Here is a 26529-nt window from a genome sequence, read left to right on the forward strand (position 1 = left end):
TGATCTAATCAATACTAAAAGGTAACTTCTGGTTTTCACCTAGCTGTGGTCCTGTACTAAGTGATTAAACAATAGTTTGGAGATGATGTCATCAAAAAGGTATTTTATGAGTAAAGTAAAGCTGGAGGGAATGCGTATCTCAACTAACCGATTGGAGAATAAGGATGATAAAAAATATTTCTGACATTCAAAAGAAGAATCACTTTTCAGGTACGATATTTGTGAAAACCACCCAGGGTGTGTTGGTAGATGGCAGTTATGGCTATGCTAATCGCTCTGAACGATTAGAGAACAATTCATCTACAAGATATGGAATTGCTTCAGGTTGCAAGCTTTTCACAGCGATAGCTATTTGCCAGCTTATTGAACAAGGTAAGCTCAGTTTTGATGCAAAATTAAGAGATTGTCTAGAATATGATTTTCCAAATTTCGATAAGGAAATAACCGTCCATCACCTACTCACACATACATCTGGCATTCCCGATTACTTTGATGAAGAGGAAATGGATGACTTTGAGCAATTATGGATGATGATGCCTATGTATCATATCCGTCAACTTGAGGACTTTTTACCTTTATTTCAAAAAGCCCCAATGAAGTTGGCACTTGCGGAAAGATTCCATTACAATAATGCTGGTTATATTTTGCTTGGTCTAATCATTGAAAGAGTATACCGTGATAGCTTTTCTAACTATGTTGAGGAACATATCTTTAAACGGGCTGGAATGGATCGATCAGGTTATTTTGAATTTGACCAGCTTCCGGATAATACTGCTCAAGGCTATATTAATCTTTCAGATGGAAAGTGGAAAACGAATATTTATTCTTTACCAGTAAAAGGTGGTTCTGATGGGGGTGCATTTGTAACGGTTAGTGATATGGCAAAGTTGTGGGATTGTTTAATGCGTCATCAATTGTTAGGTAAAGCATATACCCAACGATTATTACAAGATCAAGTTCGGGTTAATGGCGATAGTTATTACGGCTATGGTGTTTGGATTGAGAAGAAAAATGATGTGATCGTAAAATACCATATCATGGGCTACGATCCAGGTGTCAGTTTCCACTCTGCTTTTTATCCTGAAACGGAAACGTCGATTGTAGTTTGTTCTAATGAGTCGGAGGGAGCCTACGAGATTTTTCAAGAACTTGAAGCACAAGTAAATAGGTTGAATAAGAATTATTAAAACTTTGATTGAAGTTAGCCGTGTTTAGTATCCGAGTAAAATCCAAATTTGTAGTAAATACTCACTCAGTTATGGTCTTATAGGTGATTATGTTACTTTTTAAAGGAAGTTTTTCGAATAGAGAAAGTAGTAAAGCAGAATTTAATAAGAAATCAGTAGGGAACGATCCAGTATTTAATGATGATGAAGAATCTGTTGAAGGTGAGGATATGGACACGGAGAATGAGACAGGGGCAAATGAACTGACGGATATTGAATAAGGTAATGATGAATAGACAGATCTGGCGTATTTTGAGAAGGCTTTGTCTGATTACTCAAGTGAAAAAATAGAACATGTCCGTGTTTGACTGCAACTTGGATCCAACCCGGTGATTGAAGAAATAAATGTTCGATTTATTCTAGCTGGTGAACCGGCCAACCCAAATGATACGATGAGTGCGATTTACCCCGAAGATGTCTTTGAAAGGATTGAAGTGCTTAATATTGAATGAGAAACACACTAAAAGTTAAGTGAGTGAATCACTTTCCATGTGTTTTAATGGATACTTGGTTTGAAAAATAAATAACGTGCATTTTTCAAACGTATACGTTACCATATAAGAAAAATGTTTAAGTGAGAGGTGTGTTGGCGGATGCAAAAGTTGGTCTATTTTGTCGGTGTTGCAGGTACTGGGAAGACAACGGTTGCCAAGAAGGTGGCGGAAGAGATTCCTTGTGCATTTTTGGATCGTGATACAGTAGGAGGACGCTTTGTTGAACGATTCCTTGAACTTCAAGGATTAGATAAGGATGACCGAGATTCAGAATTTTATAAAGAAAATTTACGTGATCTTGAATATGATACAACGAAGGATATTTGTATTGAAAATCTCCGGGTTGGACAAAATGTATTTATGATTTCTCCTTTTACATCAGAACTAAAAAGTGAACAATATCTTGTTGATCTATTGAATGAAGCGAATAAAACAAGTGCCGAAGTTGATGTTAAGGTGATTGTTGTTACACTTCAGGATATAGAACAGCAAAAGAAACGAATTGAAAGCCGAGGAACTGAAAGAGATACATGGAAACTTGATAATTGGAGTAGCTACGAAACACGAGTTAATTTCATTCCAGAAATTAATTGGGCTATCCCAAATGAACACATTCATATTTTTGACAACTCTGGTACATTAACAGAAGAAAAAATTGCCAATTTAATTGCTTATATAAAGGAATAAACGATATATTTACTCCTCTTTCAATAAAATTTATCGCAGTGCAACTGTCAGTAAGACTCCCACATCAGGAATTTGAAGGAAAATAAAAGTTGTAAGTGGGAAGTCAACTGACAGTAGCGGCCCGATTGGTTCAACTAACATTCAGTGGGGGTGGGGAAGGTAGCTTAATCCACCAGGTCCTGTGGTAATGTCTGCATGACCTAGATCATTTAGACCTAACCTCCACTGAATGAAGTTTCACTTTATCGCAGTGCAACTGTCAGTAAGATTCCCACATCAAGCATGTGAAGGAAAATAAAAGTTGTAAGTGGGGGGTCAACTGACAGTAGCGGCCCGATTGGTTCAAGGGCCTTTAGGTCATCCCCTTGTGGGACTAACAAATGTTTTCGGTGGGACGAGTAATCGCAAGTCTCTTTGGTGGGGCGAGTAATCGCAGTCCCAGTCCCATTCAGTGGGGATGGGGAAGGTAGCTTAATCCACCAGGTCCTGTGGTAATGTCTGCATGACCTAGATCATGTAGACCTAACCCCACTGAATGAAGTTTCACTTTATAAGAAATATTGCATTTTGCATAGCATACTCATATAATGTACAAATGATGAAGTCATGTTATTTAAAAAGGTTCATGAAAAGTCAGCATAATAATCAGAAAAAGGGAGTGCAGAAACGGTGACTCTAGCAAATATAAACCGTGAAGATTTACAAGAAAACTCAATGATTGAATTAGCAATACTTGTTTTGGAGGATCATAAGAAGGCCTTAAATTATAGAGAAATTTATGACCGAGTTTCTGAAATGAAAGGTTTTTCTCAGGCGGAAAAAGAAGAGTATTTAGCGCAATTTTACACAGATCTTAATTTAGATGGACGTTTTTTAACCCTAGGCTCAGGAGAATGGGGGCTTAAAAAATGGTATTCAGTTGATCAAATTGATGAAGTGATTACAGTTGAAACTACACCAAAAAAACGTAAAAAGAAGAAGAAAGTAACGAAAGAGGAGTTAGAGCCATCAATTGATGATCAAGATGATGATCTAACAGAAGTTCCTTTAGATTTAGTCGATGTTGCTTATAAAAATGATGATGAAGAAGATGAAGATATGATCACACTTAATGATGATCTCATAGATGAAGAAGACTATGATGAAGAAGATTATGAAGATGAAGATGAGTTAGACGACGAAGAAGAGGAAGAAGACGAGGACGAATTTGATCGTAAGTAAGAGAGAATGATTTTTTTAAAATTGCGTCCGAAAAAATAAATTAACAGCTTGACTTTTTTTAACGCAATGCGTAATATTTTATTTGGGCTCTCCAAAAAAATTATTATTAATGCGTCCCCCTATTATAGGGGGGCGCTTTTGTATTTTTACTACGAGTGGAGTAACCAAACAATTAACATAAGTGAGGTCACACTTGGAGAATCTATAAGCAGATGATTAAAGACAAGCTTCATTCAGTGAATGTTTTTGTACCCATTGAATGCTAGCTAATCCAATCGAATCTTTACTCGATGTCATCTGTTTGTTATCATTTGTTATCATTTTTTAATTTTTTGAGGTAGAGACTTACAAACTGTTTAGATTGGACAAATATTTTAAGTAAAAGGGAGCGGGTTAAATCGTGGCAAAATATATATTTGTAACTGGTGGGGTCGTCTCATCAATAGGAAAAGGGATTGTAGCAGCATCATTAGGACGTTTATTGAAAAATCGTGGTTTAAATGTAACGATTCAAAAATTTGATCCTTATATCAACGTTGATCCAGGTACAATGAGTCCCTTTCAACATGGCGAAGTTTTCGTAACAGATGATGGTGCGGAAACAGATTTAGACCTTGGACATTATGAACGATTCATTGATATAAACTTATCTAAGTACTCAAATATTACAACAGGTAAAATTTATTCAACTGTGATCAAAAAAGAACGTCGTGGTGATTACAATGGGGCGACGGTACAAGTTATCCCGCATATAACGAATGAAATTAAGAAAAAGGTATTCCAATCAGCTGAACATAGTCATGCAGATGTTGTGATTACGGAAATTGGTGGAACGGTTGGCGACATTGAATCCCTTCCATTTTTAGAAGCAATTCGTCAAATAAAAAATGAAATTGGTAAAGAAAATGTGATGTATATCCACACAACACTCGTCCCTTATATTAAAGCGGCTGGTGAGTTAAAAACAAAACCAACACAACACAGTGTAAAGGAATTACGTTCGCTCGGTATCCAACCAGATGTGATTACATTACGTTCTGAAATGCCAGTTAGCAAGGAAATGAAGGAAAAAATCGCACTATTTTGTGATATTGAAGAGAAAAACGTTATCGAATCAACAGATGTTGAAACAATTTATCATATTCCTTTATCTTTACATTCACAAGGTCTTGACCAAATTACATGTGATCATTTAGGTTTAGATTGCCCTCAACCAGATATGAAAGAATGGGAACAATTAGCTGAAACAGTTAAGAATTTATCCAAAAAAACTACAATTGGTTTAGTAGGGAAATATATTGAATTACCAGATGCCTACATTTCTGTTGTAGAAGCCTTGAAACATGCAGGCTATCCACATGATGTAGATGTTGAGGTTAAATGGATTAATTCGGAAGAGATTACAGATGAAAATGCAAATGAATACCTATCTGATGTTGATGGGATTGTCGTTCCAGGTGGTTTTGGTGACCGAGGAATTGAAGGGAAGATTAGCGCAATTCGTTATGCCAGGGAAGAGAAGGTTCCATTCCTAGGAATTTGTTTAGGAATGCAACTTGCAGCCATTGAATTTGCTAGAAATGTTCTTCATTTACCTAACGCTCATTCAACTGAAATTGATCCAAACTCATCGGAACCAATTATTGATTTATTCGCAGATAAAAAAGATCTTGAACAAGTAGATGGCACATTCCGTTTAGGCCTTTATCCATGTCAATTAAAAGATGGTTCAAAGGTAAAAGAGGCATACGCTAATGAAGAGATCATTCATGAGCGCCATCGTCACCGTTATGAGTTCAATAATGATTATCGTGAAGCATTAGAAGCAAAAGGACTTGTTTTTTCAGGGATTGCCCCAGACGGCAAGCTAGTTGAAGTCATTGAGTTGGCAGATCACCCATGGTTTGTCGCGACTCAATTCCATCCTGAATTTAAGTCTCGTCCAACTAGACCACATCAATTGTTTTCAAGCTTTATTGGTGCAATTGTCCAATAAGATTAACAATATGAGCTAAGGATTATCTAAAAGTGAAAAATAATTTGTCATCATTTGTTCACTTATTATAAAGCTTAAAGTTTTCTGGTAAAGTAAAGCTATATTCTGTGGGTGCTATTCCCGCTGAACACTTTAGAAGTCAATGGACTTCAATAATCTAAGAAACTGAATTTAGCAATCAGGTCCAGTTAAGGGCGAAAAAGTATTTTACAAAAAAAGTGATGAATCCATCCCTAAAAATGGTTCATCACTTTTTATTTTTCGAAATAATATAAAGAATTGAAGGATAATCTTAATTTAAGTTAGAATATATTATAGACAGTGTCTAAATTTGTTAAAATTGTCTGTTCAATTAGAAGGATTAATGTCATAAAGTAGTTTGAATTGAGCGGGCAAGAAGTATGGAAATCACTGTTTTTAGCTATGAAAAAAATCAAGGAAAAGAGTAAATCTTCATTTGATGAGGAGTATGTGTCCAGTTAGGCAGGTTAAATGGATGGAAACCTTATCCAGTTAACTTAAAATATAATGCTGTATCGCATAGACGACACAGCTAGTCAATTTTGATAAATTCATTGTAAGGATATAAATTAAGAGCAAAAAATAACAAATCTATCGTTTTCGATTATGCATGAATACAACCTGAAAAAGTAAAACAACTTTTTAAATGGGGGATAAAAATGAATAAAAAAGTATTAATCGTTGATGATCAACGAGGAATTCGGTTTTTATTAGAAGAAATTATCCGAAGTGAAGGTTACCGAGTTAGGAGCTGCGAAAATGGTATTCAAGCATTTGCAGAAATTGAGCGAGGAGAACCTGATTTAATCATTGTCGATTATCAATTGCCAATTAAAAATGGTGCAGAAATAATAAAAGAGCTTGAAAGTAAAGGATATTTAATCCCCACAATTGTGATGAGTGGTTTAATAGAGGAAGTAAAAGAAGTAACAGCAGAACTTCAATCAGTAAAAGATTATTTTTCCAAACCATTTGACATCGTTAAAGCGAAGGAACAAATAAACTATTTATTACAAGGATAATAAGCCTTAATTTTACATTATATTACTTTTTATGTTTGTATTTATTAAATATTTTAGACATTTTAAAAATAAATTAATCGTAATCGCTTACAAATGATAAGTTATCTTGCACCTCTTCATCGAAATTGGTATGCTATTAACGTATCCAATCAAATAAAAAAATTGACTGGTTATATGAGTGTGTTCATTTTTGAACAAGCTTTATACTTATACTTAATTTTTTTATATCTTAAGGAGGAACTATTCATGGCATTAGTATCAATGACAAAAATGCTACAAGATGCAAAAGCAGGTGGTTATGCGGTTGGACAATTTAATATTAATAATTTAGAATATGTCCAAGCTATTTTACAAGCTGCTGAAGATGAAAAATCTCCAGCTATCCTCGGAGTTTCTGAAGGAGCAGCACGCTACATGGGTGGTTATGGTGTAGTTGTAGCAATGGTTAAAGCAGTTATCGAAGCACAAGGAACAACTGTACCAATTGCTATTCACTTAGACCATGGTTCAAGCTTTGATGAATGTGCGAAAGCAATTCAAGCTGGATTCACATCAGTTATGATTGATGCATCACACGATCCATTTGAGGAAAATGTTGCAACAACTTCTAAAGTAGTTGAACTTGCTCACTTACACGGCGTATCTGTAGAAGCTGAACTTGGAACTGTTGGTGGTCAAGAAGATGATGTTTCAGGCTCAATTATTTATGCAGATCCTAAAGAATGTAAAGAACTTGTAACACTTACTGGAATCGATACATTAGCTCCAGCACTTGGTTCTGTTCATGGTCCTTACAAAGGTGAACCAAACCTAGGTTTTAAAGAAATGGAAGAAATCGGTGCTGAAACTGGTTTACCATTAGTACTTCATGGTGGAACTGGTATTCCATTAAAAGATATTCAAAAAGCAATTTCTTTGGGAACAGCCAAAATTAATGTAAATACTGAAAATCAAATTCAACAAACAAAAGTGGTTCGTGAAGTATTAGCAGCAAATCCAGATATGATCGACCCACGTAAATACCTTGGACCATCTCGTGATGCCATTAAAGATACAGTCATTGGTAAAATGCGTGAATTTGGTTCTTCTAATAAAGCTTAATCAGGCTTTTTGATAATTAAGTTGAATTTTTATCGATGCTAAATGAACTTTTAGCTCGTTTGAAGTAAATGATTGAATATGGAGTTGTTGTAAAAGTGTATTACTTTTGTAGCAACTCCATTTTAAATTTAACGTCTATTCCGTTTGGATTCCACTATCTAAAAGCACTCATCTGCTACATATATTCTGAGTTAGATCAGATATAACACCTTTATAAAAAAGTCTAATGACTGAACTCATCTGGTAAAACCCTCATATTACTTATGTTTTATTTTTAGAGTAGATAGAAAGAGAATTTATTTGTATAATGATACTACGAACAAACAATAGTATTTGTTTGTTTAATAAAAAAGTTCGTAACCAATTGGATAGAGTAATCAAATTGGGATAAGAGAAGTTACAATTAAATAACGCATTAAAGCAAGAAGAACGTATAAACTATATTAAATGAGAATAGACGACAATCATTAAGAAGTGAGGAAATTAAAAATGCAAAAATTATTTGTCGAAGGTGGTACACGTTTAAAAGGAACTGTAAAAATAGGTGGAGCAAAAAATAGTGCTGTTGCTTTGTTACCGGCAACGATTTTAGCTGATTCAGAAGTGATCATAGAAGGACTACCGGATATTTCTGACGTAGCGATTTTGGGTGAATTACTTGAAGAGATTGGTGGTACAGTTGAACGTCGACAAAGTACTGTACATATTGATCCAACGAAAATGACATCCATGCCACTACCGAACGGAAAAGTAAAGAAACTAAGAGCATCTTATTATTTTATGGGGGCCATGCTTGGGCGTTTTAAACGTGCTGTTATTGGTTTACCCGGCGGATGTCATATTGGCCCACGTCCAATTGATCAACATATTAAAGGTTTTGAGGCATTGGGTGCAGAGGTGACAAATGAGCAGGGAGCTATTTATTTACGTGCTGAAGAGTTAACAGGAGCAAGAATCTATCTCGATGTTGTAAGTGTTGGCGCAACAATTAATATTATGCTAGCTGCTGTTAGAGCAAAAGGAAAAACAGTGATTGAGAATGCAGCGCGCGAACCGGAAATTATTGATGTAGCCACATTACTAACAAGTATGGGAGCGAACATTAAAGGGGCAGGTACTGATGTGATCCGAATAGAAGGGGTAGATAAACTGTCAGGATGTACACATACGATTATCCCTGATCGCATTGAAGCGGGAACCTATACGATTATGGCGGCTGCACAAGGGGACGATGTTTTAATTGATAACGTCATTCCACAGCATTTGGAACCTTTATTGGCTAAGCTTCGTGAAATGGGAGCTGACATTGAAGAAGGTGAGGAACATCTACGTGTGAGACGTTCAGATAAGACGACAGCTGTAGATATTAAAACACTTGTTCATCCAGGTTTTCCAACCGATTTACAACAACCATTTACTGCCTTATTAACACAATCAGAAGGAACATCCATTGTAACTGATACCATTTATACAGCGAGATTCAAACATATTGATGAGCTTAGACGAATGAATGCTGAAATTAAATTGGAAGGATCAAGTGCAATTATTTATGGACCGAGCAAGCTTCAAGGTGCTAAAGTACGTGCAACAGATTTACGTGCAGGTGCAGCTTTAATTATTGCAGGTCTGATGGCTGATGGGATTACAGAAATTACTGGAATAGAACATATCGAGCGTGGTTATGAGCAAATAACATCGAAATTAGCTCAGCTCGGTGCAAAGATATGGAAAGAAGAGATGACTGAGGAAGAAATAGCTCAAACCCAAAGTTAATTGATTGATGCGGACACAAGTAAGGAAATGTGCCCGCATCGATTTTTTTATATCAGGAGCAAATATACTAGAAGCCTCATAATTATTGAAAAATAATACTCAATTTTATATTAAATTCCACAAATAAGTTGAATTTTTTTCAAAAAAGGGGTACGATGAGATTACCTGCTACGTACTTCTGGAAAATACACTCATAAACGATCTTCCGACGAACTAAATCCCAATTTTCAAAAGTATAAAATAAATCAATAGAATAGGTGTGATGACTACGTGTCCGAAGTAACAATTTCACAATTAGAGGAATTAACCCTAAAAGATCTCTATGCCAAAGCGAGAGAATTTAAGGTGTCTTATTATGCAAAATTAACGAAGCGCGAACTTATTTTTTCTATTTTAAAGGCACAAGCTGAGAAGAGCGGCTATTTATTTATGGATGGTGTACTAGAAATTATTCCATCAGAAGGGTTTGGCTTCCTTAGACCAATTAATTATTCCCCTAGTGCTGAAGACATATATATTTCTGCTTCGCAAATTAGGCGTTTTGATTTAAGAAATGGGGACAAGGTATCTGGAAAAGTACGCCCACCTAAGGAAAACGAACGTTATTATGGCTTGCTTCATGTTGACGCAGTGAATAATGAAAACCCTGAATTAGCTAAAGAGCGAGTGCACTTCCCTGCCTTAACCCCACTTTATCCAAATCGAATGATGAAGCTTGAGGCTGAACCAACAAACATTTCAACGCGAATTATGGATATTGCGACACCGGTTGGTTTCGGTCAACGTGGTTTAATTGTTGCACCTCCAAAAGCAGGAAAAACAATGCTCTTAACTGAGATCGCCAACAGCATTACCAAAAATCATCCCGATGTAAAATTAATCATTTTATTAGTAGATGAACGGCCAGAAGAAGTAACCGATATTGAGCGTCACGTTCATCCAGACGTCGATGTTGTTAGCTCGACTTTTGATGAGGTTCCAGAGAATCATATTAAAGTATCGGAACTTGTCCTAGAAAGAGCAATGCGTTTAGTTGAACAAAAGAAAGATGTCGTTGTATTAATGGATAGTATTACCCGATTGGCAAGAGCTTATAACTTAGTGATCCCGCCAAGTGGAAGAACCTTATCCGGTGGGATTGATCCGGCAGCCTTTCACCGTCCGAAACGCTTCTTCGGTGCAGCTCGAAATATCGAGGAGGGCGGAAGCTTTACAATTCTTGCTACAGCCCTGATTGAAACAGGTTCTAGAATGGACGATGTTATTTATGAAGAATTTAAAGGAACTGGTAATATGGAGCTTCATCTTGATCGCCAACTCGCCCAACGCCGCATCTTCCCAGCTCTAGATCTCCAACGCTCAGGTACTCGAAAAGAAGAACTTCTAATGCCAAAAGATAAGTTAGATATCGTTTGGTCAATCAGAAAGGGTTTCCAGGATTCACCGGATTTTGTCGAGCGTTTCTTAAGGAAAATTCGGTCGACTAAAACAAATGATGAATTTTTCGAACAACTTAGCGAGGAAATCAAACGTAAAAAATAAGGCATGATCAGCTCTCGACCCACTAGATTTGGGTTGAGGGTTTTTTAATATTTTATGATATGGGTGATTCTTGAATGCTTAGCAGACTATTGTCTTTTGTTTGATGGACAAGCTATAATATAGAAAAAAATAGAAAGGAAGTTTGCTAATGAAATATCAGTCTGTACAGAAAACGAACCAACTACTTCAATACGAAGCATTAGTGCCCCGTCTTAAGAAAAGTCACCCACACTATCAAAAACTCAAGCAACAATTAGGGCAAGACCTATCAGGTTACCTAGGTGAAAAAAATGTACGTTACTACTTCGAATTTATCCAGGTGAAGAAAGGCTACCACATCACCGGACTCCGATTCAAAGGAAGCACCTTCTATACACAAATCGACCACTTGATTGCTACACTCACAGCTATATTCATCATTGAAGCGAAAAATCGGAAAGGCTATATATCACAAAATAAACATGGCCAATATTTACAGCAGTATAATCAAACAACAGTGGCATTTGACAATCCAAGAATCCAAGTAGAAATTCAAAAAAGGCAACTTAGCTACGTTCTAAAAAAACACGGTTTTCCAACAATACCAATCATCCCACTCGTTGCTTTTTCACATAACACCGTACAACTCGACCAATCAATCACATCACCAGATGTTATGATAGCCCAAGATATTCCGTTTTACATCAATGATTCTCTCTCAGCACAACATCAAGCCTCCTTCAATAATTACGAATTAAACCAATCCAATAAACTCCTAACAAAACTTCATGAACCCCTTCAAACGAATATCATTGAGGAATACCAGATTAATAAAGCTGACCTCATACCAGGAGTTATTTGCCCAACATGTAAAAAAACTTTTACCCAACGAAAATTTGCTACATGGACCTGCCCAATATGTCAAAAATCAGATCCACTAGCTCATATTCAAGCATTGAGAGAATACGCACTTTTATTTAAACCAACAATAAACAACTCTCAAGCCCGATGGTGGTTGAACATTACCAATAAAGATTTATCATATCGACTGATATCCCAATTCCCGCTTGTAAAACAAGTTGGAAAGAAAGCAATTCATTATGATCTATCCTCATTAATAGACAACCCAAAATAATGTGCCCTCAAGTTTTGTGAAATGCTCTCAAGTTTAGAGATTTGCTCTCAACTTTTGTGAAATGCTCTCAAGTTTGCAGAATTGCTCTCAACTTTTGCGAAATGCTCTCAAGTTTGGTGAATTGCTCTCAACTTTCACGAAATGCTCTCAAGTTTGGTGAATTGCTCTCAACTTTCGCAAAATGCTCTCAAGTTTGTAGAATTGCTCTCAACTTTCGCAAAATGCTCTCAAGTTTGTAGAATTGCTCTCAACTTTCGCAAAATGCTCCCAAGTTTGCAGAATTGCTCTCAACTTTTGCAAAATGCTCTCAAGTTTGTAGAATTACTCTCAACTTTCGCAAAATGCTCTCAAGTTTGTAGAATTGCTCTCAACTTTCGCAAAATGCTCTCAAGTTTGCAGAATTGCTCTCAACTTTTGCAAAATGCTCTCAAGTTTGGTGAAATGCTCTCAACTTTTGCAAAATGCTCTCAAGTTTGGTGAATTGCTCTCAAGTTTGTAGAAATGCTCTCAAGTTCGATGATTTGCTCTCAACTTTCTTGAAATGCTCTCAAGTTTGGTGAATTGCTCTCAACTTCAGCAAAATGCTCTCAACCCAAATCATTTATTCTCATGACTTAATAATTTTATGACAAGCTATTGCATTGCTTCTACTTAATTGTTATAATCTTTAAGTATGTAAAAGTGCAGTTTGGAGCAGTTTAACCCGCTGTTGTAAGCTAGCCAAAATTAACTCTGTTTCGCAAAGATTCAGGGCAAAAGGAGTTGGAAAGACATGAAAAAGGACATTCATCCACAATATCAAAAAGTTGTTTTTCTTGATACTAGTTCTGATTACAAATTCTTAAGTGGATCAACAAAGACTTCTGACGAAACGATTGAATGGGAAGATGGAAACACTTATCCATTAATCCGTGTTGAGATCAGTTCAGAGTCTCATCCATTCTACACTGGTAAACAAAAAGCTGATAAAGCTGGCGGACGTGTGGATCGCTTTAAGAAAAAATATAAACTTAACTAAGTGTGTATGACGAGTTAACTTTGTGACAGCCATTCCGAAATTTGGAGTGGCTGTCTTAACTAACATTAGAAGTTAAACAGGCGATAAATATTATATAAAGCCTGTTTTTTTAACGAAAAATAAATGTATGAATTTCACTGACCAAATAAAGTTAAACTTGAGTCAGTTGGGGGCCTACAGGATGTGGTGGGTTTAATCTGCCTTCTCTCATCCACCGCTAACTGGGACTGGGGCTGGGGCTGCGATTACTCGCCCCACCAAAGAGACTTGCGATTACTCGCCCCACCAAAGAGACTTGCTGTTACCCGTCCCATCGAAGTGATTTACGGTTACCCATCCCACCAAAAACATTTGTTAGTCCCACAAGGGGATGATCTAAAAACCCTTGAACTAATCAGACCCTTACTGTCAGTTGATCTTCCACTTGCAATGCTTACTTTCCTTCGAATGCTTGAGGTGGGGTCTTGCTGACAGTTGCACTGTGATAAAAAAGACCAATATAATAAAGGAGGGCGACTTCGTGCAGATAATGAAGCAAAATGGCTGGATTGAACTCATTTGTGGGAGTATGTTTTCAGGGAAATCTGAGGAATTAATCCGCCGAATTCGGCGTGCCCAATATGGAAACTTGAAAGTCTGTGTATTTAAGCCAGCAATTGATAATCGTTATTCAGAGGAGACAGTCGTTTCTCATAATGGGAATACGATTAAAGCACATCCAGTAACTGCTGTGTCAGAAATTATTGATAAGATTGATGCAGATTTAGATGTAATTGGTATTGATGAGGTTCAATTTTTTGATGAAGAAATAATTGATACAATCAGTCAATTAGCCGATCAAGGCTTTCGAGTGATTGTTGCTGGACTTGATACAAACTTTAGAGGCGAACCATTTGGTGTTGTACCGCAGCTAATGGCAATTAGTGAATCAGTGACAAAATTAAATGCTATCTGTCCAAGATGTGGTTCACCAGCAAGTCGAACACAACGTCTGATAAATGGGGAACCCGCTTCATATGATGAGCCGATCATTCTAGTGGGGGCTTCAGAATCTTATGAACCTCGCTGTCGCCATTGTCATCAAGTACCCAATCAACCGGAATCTAAATACAAGATAAAAAAAATCACCAAATAATAACAAGCAACTGATATTTGGCTGTCCATTTAAAATAGCTAGTCATCAGTTGCCTTTTTTTAAGTTTAAAAAATAGAGAAACCTTATTGACCAAACGACTTTGACGTGCTTATTCCTACTGTTATATAATTAATTGTAATGATTTGAATAAAAAAGAGGTGAATCTCATGCTTGATAAATTAGTTACATTAGAAGAACGTTATGAAAAGTTAAATGAACTTTTAAGCGATCCAGAAGTAATTAGCGATCCAAATAAACTGCGCGAATATTCAAAAGAACAATCTGATTTAACAGAAATTGTTCAAGTCTATCGTCAATATAAAGAGATCAGTAAACAACTAAACGAGGCACAGGAAATGCTTGAAGAAGAATCAGATCCAGAAATGAAGGAAATGGTTCAATTGGAGATAGAAGAGCTAGAACCACAAATTCCCGAACTTGAAGAAAGATTAAAAATTCTCCTACTACCAAAAGATCCAAATGATGATAAAAACGTTATTATGGAAATTCGCGGTGCTGCTGGTGGAGATGAAGCTGCACTATTTGCCGGTGATTTATTTCGAATGTATCATCGCTTTGCAGAAGCAGAGGGTTGGAAAATTGATGTCATGGAAGCTAACTCAACAGGCGTAGGTGGCTATAAAGAAATTATTTTTATGATTAATGGTCGAGGTGCATACTCAAAGTTAAAATATGAAAATGGTGCCCACCGCGTCCAACGTGTTCCTGAAACAGAGTCAGGTGGCCGAATTCATACTTCAACTGCAACAGTAGTCGCCTTACCAGAGGCAGAAGACGTAGAAGTTGATATCAATGAAAAAGATATTCGAGTTGATACATTTGCTTCAAGTGGCCCAGGTGGACAAAGCGTAAACACGACTATGTCAGCAGTCCGTCTAACACACGAGCCGACAGGAATTGTAGTTTCAATGCAAGATGAAAAATCACAAATTAAAAATAAAGAAAAAGCGATGAAGATCCTCCGTGCTCGAATTTATGATATGTATCAACAGGAAGCACAAGCTGAATATGATCAAAACCGTAAATCCGCTGTCGGTACAGGTGATCGCTCAGAAAGAATTAGAACCTATAATTTTCCCCAAAACCGAGTGACAGATCACCGAATTGGTTTGACCATTCAAAAGCTAGATCAAATTCTTGAAGGTAAACTTGAAGAAATTATTGATGCACTGATTATGGAAGAACAAGCGCATAAGATGGAACATATAGGTGATTAATATGGATAAAACGATTCAGGAAGTCCTCAATGGGGCTTCTCTTTTTTTAAAAAGATCCAATCGAGAACAAAAAGTAGCCGAGATCCTCTTGCTACATCATACTGGTTTTTCAAAAACAGAATTATTGATGAACCTTCGAACCCCCATTGATCAAGCAACATTAGCCAAATTTCAAGCAGACTTAAAAATACATGCGGAAACAGGGAAACCTGTTCAACATTTAACCGGTGTTGAGTATTTTTATGGCCGAGAATTTACTGTAAACAAAGATGTGCTTATTCCGCGCCCAGAAACAGAAGAACTTGTCCAACTGATTTTAAAGCGGACAAAAGATTTACCACGGCCTCTAAATATAATTGATATCGGGACAGGGAGTGGTGTGATCCCGATCACCCTTAAGTTAGAGGATCCAAGTTTAACTATAGAGGCAAGTGATATATCAGATCAAGCACTAACTATCGCCCGCTATAATGCAGAAAAATGGCAGGCTGACATTGAATTTCATCAAAGTGACTTTTTGCAAAAATGGCTTGGCTCTGATAAGCGTTTTGATTTGATCGTTTCAAATCCACCCTACATTGCCTGGGGAGAACAAGACCTACTATCAGATACTGTGAAAAACTTTGACCCGGAACTTGCGCTCTTTGCTGATAATGACGGATTAGCCGCATACCAACAGATTATCCAAGAAGCGAAATCATTGTTAGTAACAGGTGGATATCTTGCATTTGAAATAGGTTATCAACAAGGCTTGGCTGTCAGCGAACTTATTCAAACGGCTTTTCCACAATGTAGAGTCGAAATTATTAAAGATATTAACAAAAAAGATCGGATCGTTTTTGCAAAATGCTAGTTTAAAAGATTCCCTTCTTGGTGATACTGAATTTATCAAGAGTTCATGAGAGGGGAACTAGCAGTGATTCGATTAATCCAAATCATAGCCATGTTATTGTTAATGAGTCAATCGTCTGTTCCTGTTGAGCAAGAACATTATCAGGTGATTCCAGACGAGGCAATAAGATTACGTATTTTAGCTGAGAGTGACGATCAAGCTGATCAAGCAATTAAACACGCTGTCCGTGATGCGGTTAATCAAGAGATAAGTGAATGGGTAGCAGATCTAACAGATATTGAACAAGCAAGAACGCTAATTCAAAAGAACCTGCCTGAGATTGAAGCGATTGTTGCTCAAACTTTGGAAGAGCATGACCAGAAGTTAGAATATCAAGTTGAATATGATGAGCAGGTACAATTTCCTGCCAAACTATATGATCGATATGTATACCCAGCGGGGGAATATGAGGCCATTTTAATTACTTTAGGTGAAGGAAAAGGCTCAAACTGGTGGTGCGTTTTATTCCCACCTTTGTGTTTTCTAGACTTTTCCTCGGGAACAACGGTGACAGACGATAATCAAGATGAGGAATTAGAAAGTGAAGAAGAAACACCAAAGGTTTCCTTCTTTTTTCTCAGATGGTTTCGATAAATCTATCATAGCAAGTGTCTAGCTTTCATAGACTATATTAAAAATCTATGAGAGGAAGCGATGCGATTGTTGCTATCACAATTAAAGCTAGAAGAGGATCTATCAAACCTACCTTTTAATCATCTGATTAAAACTGACCAAACAGATAGTTCAACCTACTTAATCAAAGATAATCAAGAGATTATAGGTTTTATTAATTTAAAAAATGTCGGCCAAAATTTAATGAAGTTAGACAAATTCGTCATTTGTAAACCTGACCACTCTGAGCAAATAATTGAAGTCTTTTATCACATACTAGAGTTAGTTGAAAAAGAAGATGTTGACCATTTATTAATTGAAACAGATCAAGAGTCTTTAGTTGAATTATTAAATTGGCTAGGATTTAAACGATGGTCAGAAGCACATCATACCTATGGCTATCCTTATCCTTAATTCAAATGTTGCTTTTTTAGACAAACAATTATTATATGGAATGAATTGGATATAAAAACGAATCGACTGAAATCATTGATATATTCGCTTTTTTTGAATAAATACTTTTTCTTAATCCTTCAGCTTTTAAAAGAGGATATCCAATAATTTACTTGTGTAAATGAAAAAAAATCGCTAAAATAATCAAGAGACAAAATTAACCTGTTGATAAATTGTGGATAAACAAGTGATTAGCAAAATAAATAGCAGAGGAGGGATTAGCTAATGTCAAAACAAACGCAATTTTTAATTTGGGATGAGCAAGCTGTTGAACAATTAGCTAAACAGATTCAGGCAGGGGAAGTTGTCGCCTTTCCAACTGAAACTGTATATGGTCTAGGCGCTGATGCTTCTAATCCTGAAGCAGTCGCTAAAATTTTCGAAGCTAAAGGACGACCTTCAGATAATCCTTTAATTGTTCATGTTGCTGATAAAGATCAAATTAAACATTATGTAAAGGAAATTCCTAAGTACGCCAATCTATTGATTGAAGCTTTTATGCCGGGACCATTAACAATTATCTTGCCGAGCAATGGTAAAATAGCTAATAATGTGACTGCCGGTTTAGACTCTGTTGGCATTCGAATCCCTGATCATCCAGCTGCCCAAGAATTAATTCGTACCGCTAACTTACCAATTGCTGCTCCAAGTGCTAATCTATCAGGTAAACCTAGTCCAACTAGTGCAATTCATGTTTTTCAAGATTTAAATGGAAAAATTGCTGCTATTTTGGATGGTGGGACAACTGGAGTAGGTTTAGAATCAACTGTTGTTGATTGTACAGGTGAAGTACCACGGATAATGCGCCCTGGAGGTATAACAAAGGATGACATTGAGTTAGTCCTTGGCTATCCAATCGAGCAATCTATGATTGAAAATGATAAACCTAAATCACCTGGTATGAAATATAATCACTATCAACCAGATGTTCCTTTAATTTTAATTGATGGAAATGCAGAATTTTTTCAATCTAAAATTGATCAATACCAAGCCGAAGGTAAAGCTGTTGGGTTGCTTGTAAGTGAAGAACTAGCGAGCCACTTGTCAGCTGATCAAATACAAGTGTGTGGGACAATTACGAATTTATCAACAATTGCTGGTCAACTATATCAGACTTTAAGAACATTTAAGAAGACAGAAGTGGATCTGATTTTAGCAGAAGTCTTTCCTGAAGAAGGGATAGGACAAGCGATAATGAATCGATTAAAAAAAGCAGCCATTCATATTGAGAAAGCAGAAAATGACAGGTGAGTTAACCCTGTTATTTTTTTGTCTAATGAAGCATAGACTGAATTAGCTCGTCCATCAAAGGGGGATATTTATGCTAGATTCAGTCGTTACTCCTCTCATTCTTGCTTTTGTAGTAGCTCTCGATGCTTTTTCTGTTTGTTTAGGAATTGGCTTACAACCGCTACGCTTAAAAAAAATTGCTTCAATCGGTCTTTGGATCGGTTTTTTCCACATGCTTATGCCATTATTGGGCTTATTAGTCGGTACTTTGTTAGTTGGCTGGATTACCAATTTAACCGAATTAGCTAGTGGTATTCTTTTATTCGGTTTGGGTGCACATATGATTTTTCAAACTTTTTCTGAAGTGATCCGTTCAACGCCACCGAAGATGATCAACCTCACTTCAATTATTATGCTTGCCCTTTCCGTTAGTTTAGACAGCTTTCCAATCGGGATTAGTTTAGGTATGTCTGGATTTTTAACGATTATAACCATCCTCTTATTTGGTGGTATTTCAACCGCGATGTCATGGGTTAGTCTGTTAATTGGGAAAAAGGTGCAAGGCAATTTTGATCGTTCGCTCGATTGGATTGGCGGGACAATACTTTGTCTACTTGGTTTAATGACTATTTTTTAGCCCATCAGTCTGTCAGATAATTTGGTACAATTTTTCCCTTGTGTTATTATTTACGTAATAAAAAAACCACTCAAAGGGGAGGAAAAATGAAGGTACTATTTATCTGCACTGGCAATACATGCAGAAGTCCAATGGCAGAAGCAATACTTCAAGACAAATCAGATTACCAAGTTAAGTCAGCAGGCATTTTTGCACAACCAGGAACGCCAACAAATGAAAAAGCTATCGCTGCCCTAAAATCAAAGCATATCCACTTTAATGGAAGCTCACAACCGTTAACAAATACTTTAGTAGAATGGGCAGATTTAATTTTAACAATGACAAATCAACATAAATACACAGTTGTATCTCAATTTACTCAAGCCCATGGGAAGATATATACGTTAAAGGAATATGTTAGTGATGATATTGATGAGACTTGGCATGCCCTCAAACAAGCTCATTTAAACTTAGAAGAAAAGCGTAGCCGAGTGATTGAAAAACACGGAGGTAAATTAACAGAGCAAGAACAAGGTGATTTTTTTCAAGAAGAACTAGATGAAATCCATCGACTTGAGCGAAAGTTACCCAATCTTGATATCCCCGACCCATTTGGCCTAGATCAAGAAGCGTACCAAAAAACACTTACGGAAATTTCCCAAGCCATCGATGCTTTAATAAAAAAATTGACGGAATAATGCGAAATTAACTGTTCATTCAGTGGTAAAATAGATACAATAGAAGAAATGATAAATGATGAGGAGTGGATAGATTCATGAGAGTTGTAATTGCAGCAGATCATGGTGGCTATCAATTAGCAAAAGAAATCGAAGACTTTTTAGCAGACTTAGATGTTACAGTTGAGAATATCGGGAGTAATTGTGCAGATTCTGTTGATTATTCTGATTACGGTATTCCAGCTGCTGAAAAAGTTGCCAAAGGTGAGTATGATCGTGGGATTCTCATCTGTGGGACAGGCGTTGGGATGTCGATTTCTGCCAATAAGGTAAAAGGGATTCGTTGTGCACTCGTGCATGATGTGTATACAGCGCGTGTAACCCGTGAACATAATGATTCAAATATGTTGGCAATGGGTGCGCGAGTAATTGGTGTCGACCTAGCTAAGGAAATCGTAAAAACATGGATTAACAGTGACTTTGAAGGTGGCCGCCACGAACGACGAATTAATAAAATTCGTGATTATGAAGATAAATAAGCGGTGATTGATGCTCAATTAATTGTTGATTAATGATGGGTATACTTTTTTGGGATAAAGATGAAGAAAATCGCTAAGAAATTCTTCTTCATATAAATATTTAATTATAAAGGGATTGAGGGGGAACGATTTGGATGAAGCATTTACAAGAAAATGATTTAGAATTGTATCAAGCAATTGAGCAAGAACGTGGTAGACAACATGAAAAAATTGAATTGATCGCTTCAGAGAATTTTGTTTCAGAAGCGGTCATGGAGGCACAAGGATCCGTCCTAACGAATAAATACGCGGAAGGTTATCCGGAAAAGCGTTACTATGGAGGCTGTGAATATGTTGATATTGCAGAGAACCTCGCTCGTGATCGTGCTAAGGCACTTTTTGGTGCTGAACATGTCAACGTACAACCTCATTCAGGTGCACAGGCAAATATGGCTGTTTATTCCGCATTTCTCGAGCCTGGGGATACTGTGCTTGGAATGAATCTTTCACATGGTGGACACCTAACACATGGAAGTCCAGTTAACTTTAGTGGTAAACTCTATAATTTTGAAGAGTATGGTGTTGATAAAGAAACGGAAGTACTCGATTATGAAGCGGTACGTGAAAAAGCACTTGCCGTTAAACCGAAGATGATTGTTGCCGGTGCGAGTGCCTATCCGCGTCTCATTGACTTTGAGAAATTTCGTGAAATTGCTGATGAAGTTGGCGCTTATCTAATGGTTGATATGGCACATATTGCTGGCCTAGTAGCAACCGGTCAACATCCAGATCCAGTTCCTTATGCTGACTTTGTCACGACAACCACACATAAAACGCTACGCGGCCCACGTGGTGGAATGATTTTAACCAAAGAAAAATATGCAAAAGCGATTGATAAGACTGTTTTTCCAGGTATGCAAGGTGGTCCATTAATGCATGTTATTGCAGCAAAAGCAACCGCATTTAAGGAAGCCCTTGATCCTAGCTTTACAGACTATGCCAAACAAATTATAAAAAATGCCCAAGCATTTGCTAAATCACTACAAGATGAAGGCATTCGTCTCGTCTCAAATGGTACTGACAATCATTTACTTTTACTTGATGTCCGGGGACTTAACTTAACGGGTAAAGATGCTGAGAAAATCCTTGATGATGTTGGGATTACTACAAATAAGAATACAATCCCATTTGACCCAGAAAGTCCATTTATAACAAGTGGTGTCAGAGTAGGTACAGCAGCTGTTACAACCCGTGGGTTTAAAGAAGCAGAATTAAAAGAAGTGGGTTCAATTATCGCCTTTACTTTAAAAAATTACCAAGATAAAACTAAATTACAAGAAGCGAGAGCGCGTGTTAAAGCACTCACCGACCGCTTCCCAATCTACCAATAATCGAAAAGCCGAAGCAATAGGTATGCTTCGGCTTTTTCCTATGACACAATTAACCGTATGCAGCGAAAACTAGAAAAGCTAAAACAATTATTCTTTGTCTTCTCCTACTTGCGATAAGTCAATATATTTCTTAGCAGATTTACTGATTGTAAACGCATTCAGTGATCGTTGGATGGGGAAATGACTGATTCATTCACCTAAGACTTGGAGTGATGAAGAGAAATCAGTACAAGGAGTGGAGTTTACTGTGAATTGAGCAACAGAAAATGAACTAGTCACTTAATAATATTTTCAATGTTAATTCCAGAATATAATCTTCACTTTGACTATCAAAAGTAGCTGCATATATTTTTGAATTAGCTTCTTTTAGTGACCCTAACAGAGTGGAAGTTTTCTTTATTGATCTGCCCAGCAGCTGCATGAGTATTTAATTATAAACTAAAAAACAATAAAAAACGTTTATTCGCTTGAAAGCGACATAAATTTTCTGTACAATTTTAGAGATATATACTTTTATGAGGAGTGGTCGAACTTGGGTAATGTATTTGTACTGGATCATCCATTAATTCAACACAAAATAACACATATTCGAAAGACAGACACTGGAACTAAGGATTTCCGTGATTTAGTTGATGAGGTAGCCGGTTTAATGGCTTATGAAATTACACGCGACTTACCGTTAACTGAAGTAGAAATTGAAACCCCCGTAGCTAAAACAAAATCAAACGTTTTAAGCGGGAAAAAAATAGGGATCGTACCAATCCTACGAGCCGGATTAGGCATGGTTGACGGTGTTCTCCGCCATATTCCTGCAGCAAAGGTCGGCCATGTCGGCTTATACCGAGATCCTGAAACTCTAAAGCCAGTCGAGTATTATTTCAAAATGCCAAAAGATATCTCTGAACGTGATCTAATCGTCGTTGACCCAATGTTAGCAACAGGTGGATCAGCAGCCGATGCAATCCAGTCACTGAAAAAACGAGGTGCAAATAAAATTAAACTTATGTGCCTAATTGCGGCACCAGAAGGCGTCGACCATATTAAAAAAGAGCACCCTGATGTCGATATCTACTTAGCAAGTATCGACGAAAAGCTCGATGAAAAAGGCTACATCGTCCCAGGACTTGGCGATGCAGGTGACCGATTATTCGGAACAAAATAGATAATAAAAAAGCTTAGAAATAGAAATATTTCTAAGCTTTTTTAATTGAAATAATCCCTATGCTCGAAAATCCCGTTTTATGCTCGGAAGTTGAGGGTCTATGCTCGGAAATCCCGTTTTATGCTCGGAAGTTGATGCCCTATGCTCGAAAATTTCATTTTATGCTCGGAAGTTGAGGGTCTATGCTCGAAAATCGCGGTTTATGCTCGGAAGTTGGTTCTATGCTCGATAATTTCATTTTATGCTCGGAAACAGATGCTCTATGCTCGGAAATCTCATTTTATGCTCGGAAGTAGCTACTCTATGCTCGAAAATTTCATTATACTAAAAATCAATAAAAGCAGTTGTGAAAGATATTTATTATTTTAATAAATAAATATTAATTAATATATTGTCGTAATACGCAAAAAATGGTAATGTGAAAGAGTAATAAACAACCAAAATATAATTTAGTTGGGAAGGAAATGTTAAATGTAATTGATATTAAAAAAGTGCTTACTTTTTATTATCAATTATTCTATTTTCAAGTTTCTTAACGATTACTACGTTTGCATCAGACGCAGGATTAGATCAAGAAGAACAGCTTTTAGTAGAATTGGATAGTAAAGTTATTGGCAGAGCAGATTATACTACAGATGAGGAATTTGAAATGATTCTAAATCAATTATTAAATGACCCTAACGTAATGAGTGTAAATGCCATCGATACAAGAGATTCATTAGAATCTGAATTATTTGTTGATGAGGGACTTATACAGCCAATGAGATTATTACCTTATATAAAAAATGTAAAACATGTCGGAGACTATGTTCAAAATGTTACATTGGCAACAGTCTGGACAGATCCAGGTATTAAGGCGTCATTGACTAATTCATGGAGTAGAACAGCAACATTTAGCTCTAATACAGGCATAACAAGAAACAAAGTTAACCTGGGGCTTAATTTTACTGTTGGAAAATCATATACAATTTCTTATACAGGGTCGTACACCGCACCAAAAACATACAATGGAAAAAAAGTTAAGCAAGTGAAATTATACGCTAAACCAATAAGAGAAAAAAATACATTCGATGTGTACGAACCTACAAAATTTAGTTGGAATCTTTTTGCTGACCCTTATCAAAAAAACGGTACAGGCACTGCGTACAAACCAGTAGGGGTTTCTTACACTAAAACTTTTGTATATAAGTAAAGGATGGAGTTAAATTGTCTAATAAGGAAAAGTTCATTTTTTGTATAATCGGAATCGCTATAGTATCCTTTTTAACGCCAGTAATTGTTTCCTTTTTTATGAATTTTGAAGACGGCGTGATGTTAACAGCCGATTATTATATTAAATACATCTTGAATGTAATTAACATACACATTGGATTATTGTATTTGGCTGTATTATCTATAATTCTATTTATATATAGAGACAAATAGAAGTAGTTACCTTATTAAAAACTTTTTTATAAATCATAGTCACAACATTAATTTAATAAATGATAAATTCTATCAAAAAAGCAAGTACTTGCTGATTAAGTACTTGCTTTTTTGATGAAAAATACAATATTTTAGATATAACCATACGTTCTAAATGTTGATATTATTAGATATATTTATTATTTTTTTTACTGAAGAGCAGTATAATTTATACAAAACAATACATTTATGAAGAGTGTGAAAATATGAAAAAACGAGTTGAGAATGTTCAACCATTTTGATTATTTAACGATGTACAAATTTGTTCAATTGAGTATGGTGCAAGCCATACTCAATAACTTTAATACCTGAGCTTACGACTTATGTTCCTTTTGAATGTGATCCTTGAGGTGATATGAATCCCCTACAATATTTATTACTGTCGCATGATGAAGTATTCTATCCAAAATGGCGTTTGCTATTTTGGTATCTTGAAATATATCTCCTCACGATTTAAAGTTCGCATTCATTGTAAAAATGGTTCAGAATATACTGCTGAAATATGGGCTGGAGTTCCTGCTATTGGTTGGTCTACAGTAAAACAAGACTTTAAAGCTATAATCTCTGGCGGTAAAATAAAATCAAATCAATTAAAATGTTAGGTAGCAGCTACATGACAGGTGTTTCATGGGGACAATATAACCATAATCGTTCATGGGCAGATATTTATGGTAGTGGTAGGAAAGTTGACATATACATAAAAGGAAATATTAATTATACTTTTAATTTGATAACCTCAAATTATTCAGCAACATTTAAAGAATCATTAAAACCTAGTGGTACTAAGTTAGTTAGTCAATAAAAAAACAAGCCATCTATGATAGCTTGTTTTTTTTATTTTTCACAAAGAAAATAACTGCTAAAACAGCGGGGAAAATAAAAGCACCTAAATTTACACTTCTAGTATTAGCTATTACAGAGATGAGCCCTATCAATGCAATTACGAAGAATGTGATAAATAAATAAAAATATTTATTTGTCATTAAAAAGATCCCTCCTTTATTTCAATTAGTTCAACTTCAGAAATAGAATTACCATTTTCAAGTCAAGTCCCTTATCCTGTGTAAATACTATTTACGTGTTTTTAACCTTTTTGTTTGTTATTCAATTTATAATCAAAATTAGAAAGTGTTAAGTTTAATTCTATTAAATTTCAACCCACGATTTGACATGGAGAGCGAGCATGATAGCCTTTTTGGTAAAGCCAGTTTTTTAGAATACTGGCGGCCTGGCTATAGAATCATGCTTGTGCAGGGATCCATGTCAAATCATCTATGGTTTAATCTCAAAACTCTTCGTACAAGCGATTCAGCTTTCTAATTTTGCCTCTAACTACTCTTTGAAATAAATGTACTTTTTATTTCCTGGATCCATGGCATCCTCACAATCCATTAAAACAGCACCAATTAAGCGAAATGCAGATTGCTGATTTGGAAATATGCGTATCGTTTTTCTCTTTTTCTGACTTCGCCATTTAAGCGTTCTAATACGTTTGTCGTACGAATATGAACGTGTGCCTCAGTTGGTTCTGAGAAAAACTGAACAGTGTCTTCATAACTTTCGTCTAATGTTTCAAGTGCTTTTTGATACTTTTTCTCATCCGCATAACGATTCATAAATTCTTCCTTAACTTCTGTAGAGAAATTCCCACTTCTCGTTCCCGGTACATTCAACTCAACGCGTCCAATGTTTAAAACATAGTCTCTATGATAGTATCTATTACGGTAATCATGACGGTATTCAGAACGATCGTAAGCCTGATTTTCCATGTATTCATTTAAAACAAGCACCATGGCCGATTTAACAAAATCATTTAAATCGGATTGAACAAGTTCCTCTTTAAGTTTAGTGTAAAATTAATTGGAGTCATCATCAATTCCTACTGATAGTTTTTGTGGTTAAAAACATTATATCATGGAGTTGATG

Annotated in this window: 26 protein-coding genes and 1 pseudogene; 24 read left to right on the forward strand and 3 right to left on the reverse strand. The window is 36.2% G+C overall.

Going from position 1 to position 26529, the window contains the following annotated elements; translation table 11 throughout:
* Positions 1-164: 164 nt before the first annotated feature.
* From KQI76_RS06645 to KQI76_RS06755, 24 genes are all read left to right on the forward strand, one after another.
* Positions 165-1187 (forward strand): serine hydrolase domain-containing protein, encoded by a 1023-nt coding sequence (locus KQI76_RS06645; protein ID WP_216399542.1) that lies wholly within the window; start codon positions 165-167, stop codon positions 1185-1187.
* A gap of 89 nt (positions 1188-1276) precedes the next feature.
* Positions 1277-1447, forward strand: coding sequence for a hypothetical protein (locus KQI76_RS06650; RefSeq protein WP_216399543.1), 171 nt, complete (start codon positions 1277-1279; stop codon positions 1445-1447).
* A gap of 108 nt (positions 1448-1555) precedes the next feature.
* Complete coding sequence (locus KQI76_RS12050) at positions 1556-1678, forward strand: hypothetical protein (protein ID WP_371817662.1); 123 nt, start codon at positions 1556-1558, stop codon at positions 1676-1678.
* Positions 1679-1819: 141 nt separating this feature from the next.
* Positions 1820-2407 (forward strand): P-loop nucleotide/nucleoside kinase family protein, encoded by a 588-nt coding sequence (locus tag KQI76_RS06655; RefSeq protein WP_216399544.1) that lies wholly within the window; start codon positions 1820-1822, stop codon positions 2405-2407.
* Positions 2408-3076: 669 nt separating this feature from the next.
* A complete protein-coding gene (gene rpoE / locus KQI76_RS06660; protein WP_216399545.1) occupies positions 3077-3628 on the forward strand; it encodes a DNA-directed RNA polymerase subunit delta in 552 nt (183 codons plus the stop codon).
* A gap of 400 nt (positions 3629-4028) precedes the next feature.
* A complete protein-coding gene (locus tag KQI76_RS06665) occupies positions 4029-5624 on the forward strand; it encodes a CTP synthase (protein ID WP_216399546.1) in 1596 nt (531 codons plus the stop codon).
* A gap of 680 nt (positions 5625-6304) precedes the next feature.
* Entirely contained in the window at positions 6305-6667 is a 363-nt protein-coding gene (locus tag KQI76_RS06670; RefSeq protein WP_216399547.1) for a response regulator, read from the forward strand.
* Positions 6668-6913: 246 nt separating this feature from the next.
* A complete protein-coding gene (gene fba / locus KQI76_RS06675) occupies positions 6914-7768 on the forward strand; it encodes a class II fructose-1,6-bisphosphate aldolase (RefSeq protein WP_216399548.1) in 855 nt (284 codons plus the stop codon).
* Positions 7769-8257: 489 nt separating this feature from the next.
* Positions 8258-9541: a UDP-N-acetylglucosamine 1-carboxyvinyltransferase gene (locus tag KQI76_RS06680; RefSeq protein WP_216399549.1), complete on the forward strand. Its 1284-nt coding sequence runs from the start codon at positions 8258-8260 to the stop codon at positions 9539-9541.
* Positions 9542-9811: 270 nt separating this feature from the next.
* Complete coding sequence (rho, locus tag KQI76_RS06685; RefSeq protein WP_216399550.1) at positions 9812-11083, forward strand: transcription termination factor Rho; 1272 nt, start codon at positions 9812-9814, stop codon at positions 11081-11083.
* 148 nt (positions 11084-11231) lie between these two features.
* Complete coding sequence (locus tag KQI76_RS06690; RefSeq protein ID WP_216399551.1) at positions 11232-12197, forward strand: nuclease-related domain-containing protein; 966 nt, start codon at positions 11232-11234, stop codon at positions 12195-12197.
* 772 nt (positions 12198-12969) lie between these two features.
* The gene (locus KQI76_RS06695; protein ID WP_216399552.1) at positions 12970-13215 is read left to right on the forward strand and encodes a type B 50S ribosomal protein L31; all 246 of its coding nucleotides are present in this window, start codon (positions 12970-12972) and stop codon (positions 13213-13215) included.
* Between the two features lie 520 nt (positions 13216-13735).
* Positions 13736-14350, forward strand: coding sequence for a thymidine kinase (locus tag KQI76_RS06700; protein WP_371817663.1), 615 nt, complete (start codon positions 13736-13738; stop codon positions 14348-14350).
* 167 nt (positions 14351-14517) lie between these two features.
* Positions 14518-15588, forward strand: a complete 1071-nt coding sequence (gene prfA / locus KQI76_RS06705) for a peptide chain release factor 1 (protein WP_216399553.1) — start codon at positions 14518-14520, stop codon at positions 15586-15588.
* Between the two features lies 1 nt (position 15589).
* Complete coding sequence (gene prmC, locus KQI76_RS06710; protein WP_216399554.1) at positions 15590-16441, forward strand: peptide chain release factor N(5)-glutamine methyltransferase; 852 nt, start codon at positions 15590-15592, stop codon at positions 16439-16441.
* 45 nt (positions 16442-16486) lie between these two features.
* Positions 16487-17074, forward strand: a complete 588-nt coding sequence (gene spoIIR / locus KQI76_RS06715) for a stage II sporulation protein R (protein WP_216399555.1) — start codon at positions 16487-16489, stop codon at positions 17072-17074.
* A gap of 66 nt (positions 17075-17140) precedes the next feature.
* Positions 17141-17506, forward strand: a complete 366-nt coding sequence (locus tag KQI76_RS06720; RefSeq protein ID WP_216399556.1) for a hypothetical protein — start codon at positions 17141-17143, stop codon at positions 17504-17506.
* Positions 17507-17770: 264 nt separating this feature from the next.
* Positions 17771-18796: an L-threonylcarbamoyladenylate synthase gene (locus KQI76_RS06725; protein ID WP_216399557.1), complete on the forward strand. Its 1026-nt coding sequence runs from the start codon at positions 17771-17773 to the stop codon at positions 18794-18796.
* A 70-nt stretch (positions 18797-18866) separates the two neighbouring features.
* Positions 18867-19412: a manganese efflux pump MntP gene (locus tag KQI76_RS06730; protein WP_216399558.1), complete on the forward strand. Its 546-nt coding sequence runs from the start codon at positions 18867-18869 to the stop codon at positions 19410-19412.
* An 86-nt stretch (positions 19413-19498) separates the two neighbouring features.
* Positions 19499-20089: a low molecular weight protein arginine phosphatase gene (locus tag KQI76_RS06735; protein WP_216399559.1), complete on the forward strand. Its 591-nt coding sequence runs from the start codon at positions 19499-19501 to the stop codon at positions 20087-20089.
* Positions 20090-20166: 77 nt separating this feature from the next.
* Positions 20167-20607 carry a ribose 5-phosphate isomerase B gene (rpiB, locus tag KQI76_RS06740; protein ID WP_216399560.1) on the forward strand — a complete coding sequence of 147 codons (441 nt, stop codon included), beginning with the start codon at positions 20167-20169 and terminating at the stop codon, positions 20605-20607.
* Positions 20608-20741: 134 nt separating this feature from the next.
* A complete protein-coding gene (locus KQI76_RS06745) occupies positions 20742-21977 on the forward strand; it encodes a serine hydroxymethyltransferase (RefSeq protein WP_216399561.1) in 1236 nt (411 codons plus the stop codon).
* 532 nt (positions 21978-22509) lie between these two features.
* Positions 22510-23139, forward strand: a complete 630-nt coding sequence (gene upp, locus KQI76_RS06750) for a uracil phosphoribosyltransferase (protein ID WP_216399562.1) — start codon at positions 22510-22512, stop codon at positions 23137-23139.
* A 649-nt stretch (positions 23140-23788) separates the two neighbouring features.
* On the forward strand, positions 23789-24331 hold the full coding sequence (locus KQI76_RS06755) for a hypothetical protein (protein WP_216399563.1): 543 nt from the start codon (positions 23789-23791) through the stop codon (positions 24329-24331).
* Positions 24332-24917: 586 nt separating this feature from the next.
* On the opposite strand, the pseudogene KQI76_RS11765 reads toward KQI76_RS06755, so the two are convergent.
* From KQI76_RS11765 to KQI76_RS12115, 3 genes and pseudogenes are all read right to left on the reverse strand, one after another.
* Positions 24918-25085: pseudogene (locus KQI76_RS11765) on the reverse strand (ATP-binding protein); the annotation flags it as partial.
* A gap of 333 nt (positions 25086-25418) precedes the next feature.
* Positions 25419-25586, reverse strand: coding sequence for a hypothetical protein (locus tag KQI76_RS06760; protein WP_216399564.1), 168 nt, complete (start codon positions 25584-25586; stop codon positions 25419-25421).
* A gap of 423 nt (positions 25587-26009) precedes the next feature.
* Positions 26010-26396 (reverse strand): transposase, encoded by a 387-nt coding sequence (locus KQI76_RS12115; RefSeq protein ID WP_253288846.1) that lies wholly within the window; start codon positions 26394-26396, stop codon positions 26010-26012.
* Between the last annotated feature and the right edge of the window lie 133 nt (positions 26397-26529).

The sequence above is a fragment of the Amphibacillus sp. MSJ-3 genome (genome assembly GCF_018919165.1).
In the GTDB taxonomy this organism is placed as follows: domain Bacteria; phylum Bacillota; class Bacilli; order Bacillales; family Amphibacillaceae; genus Amphibacillus.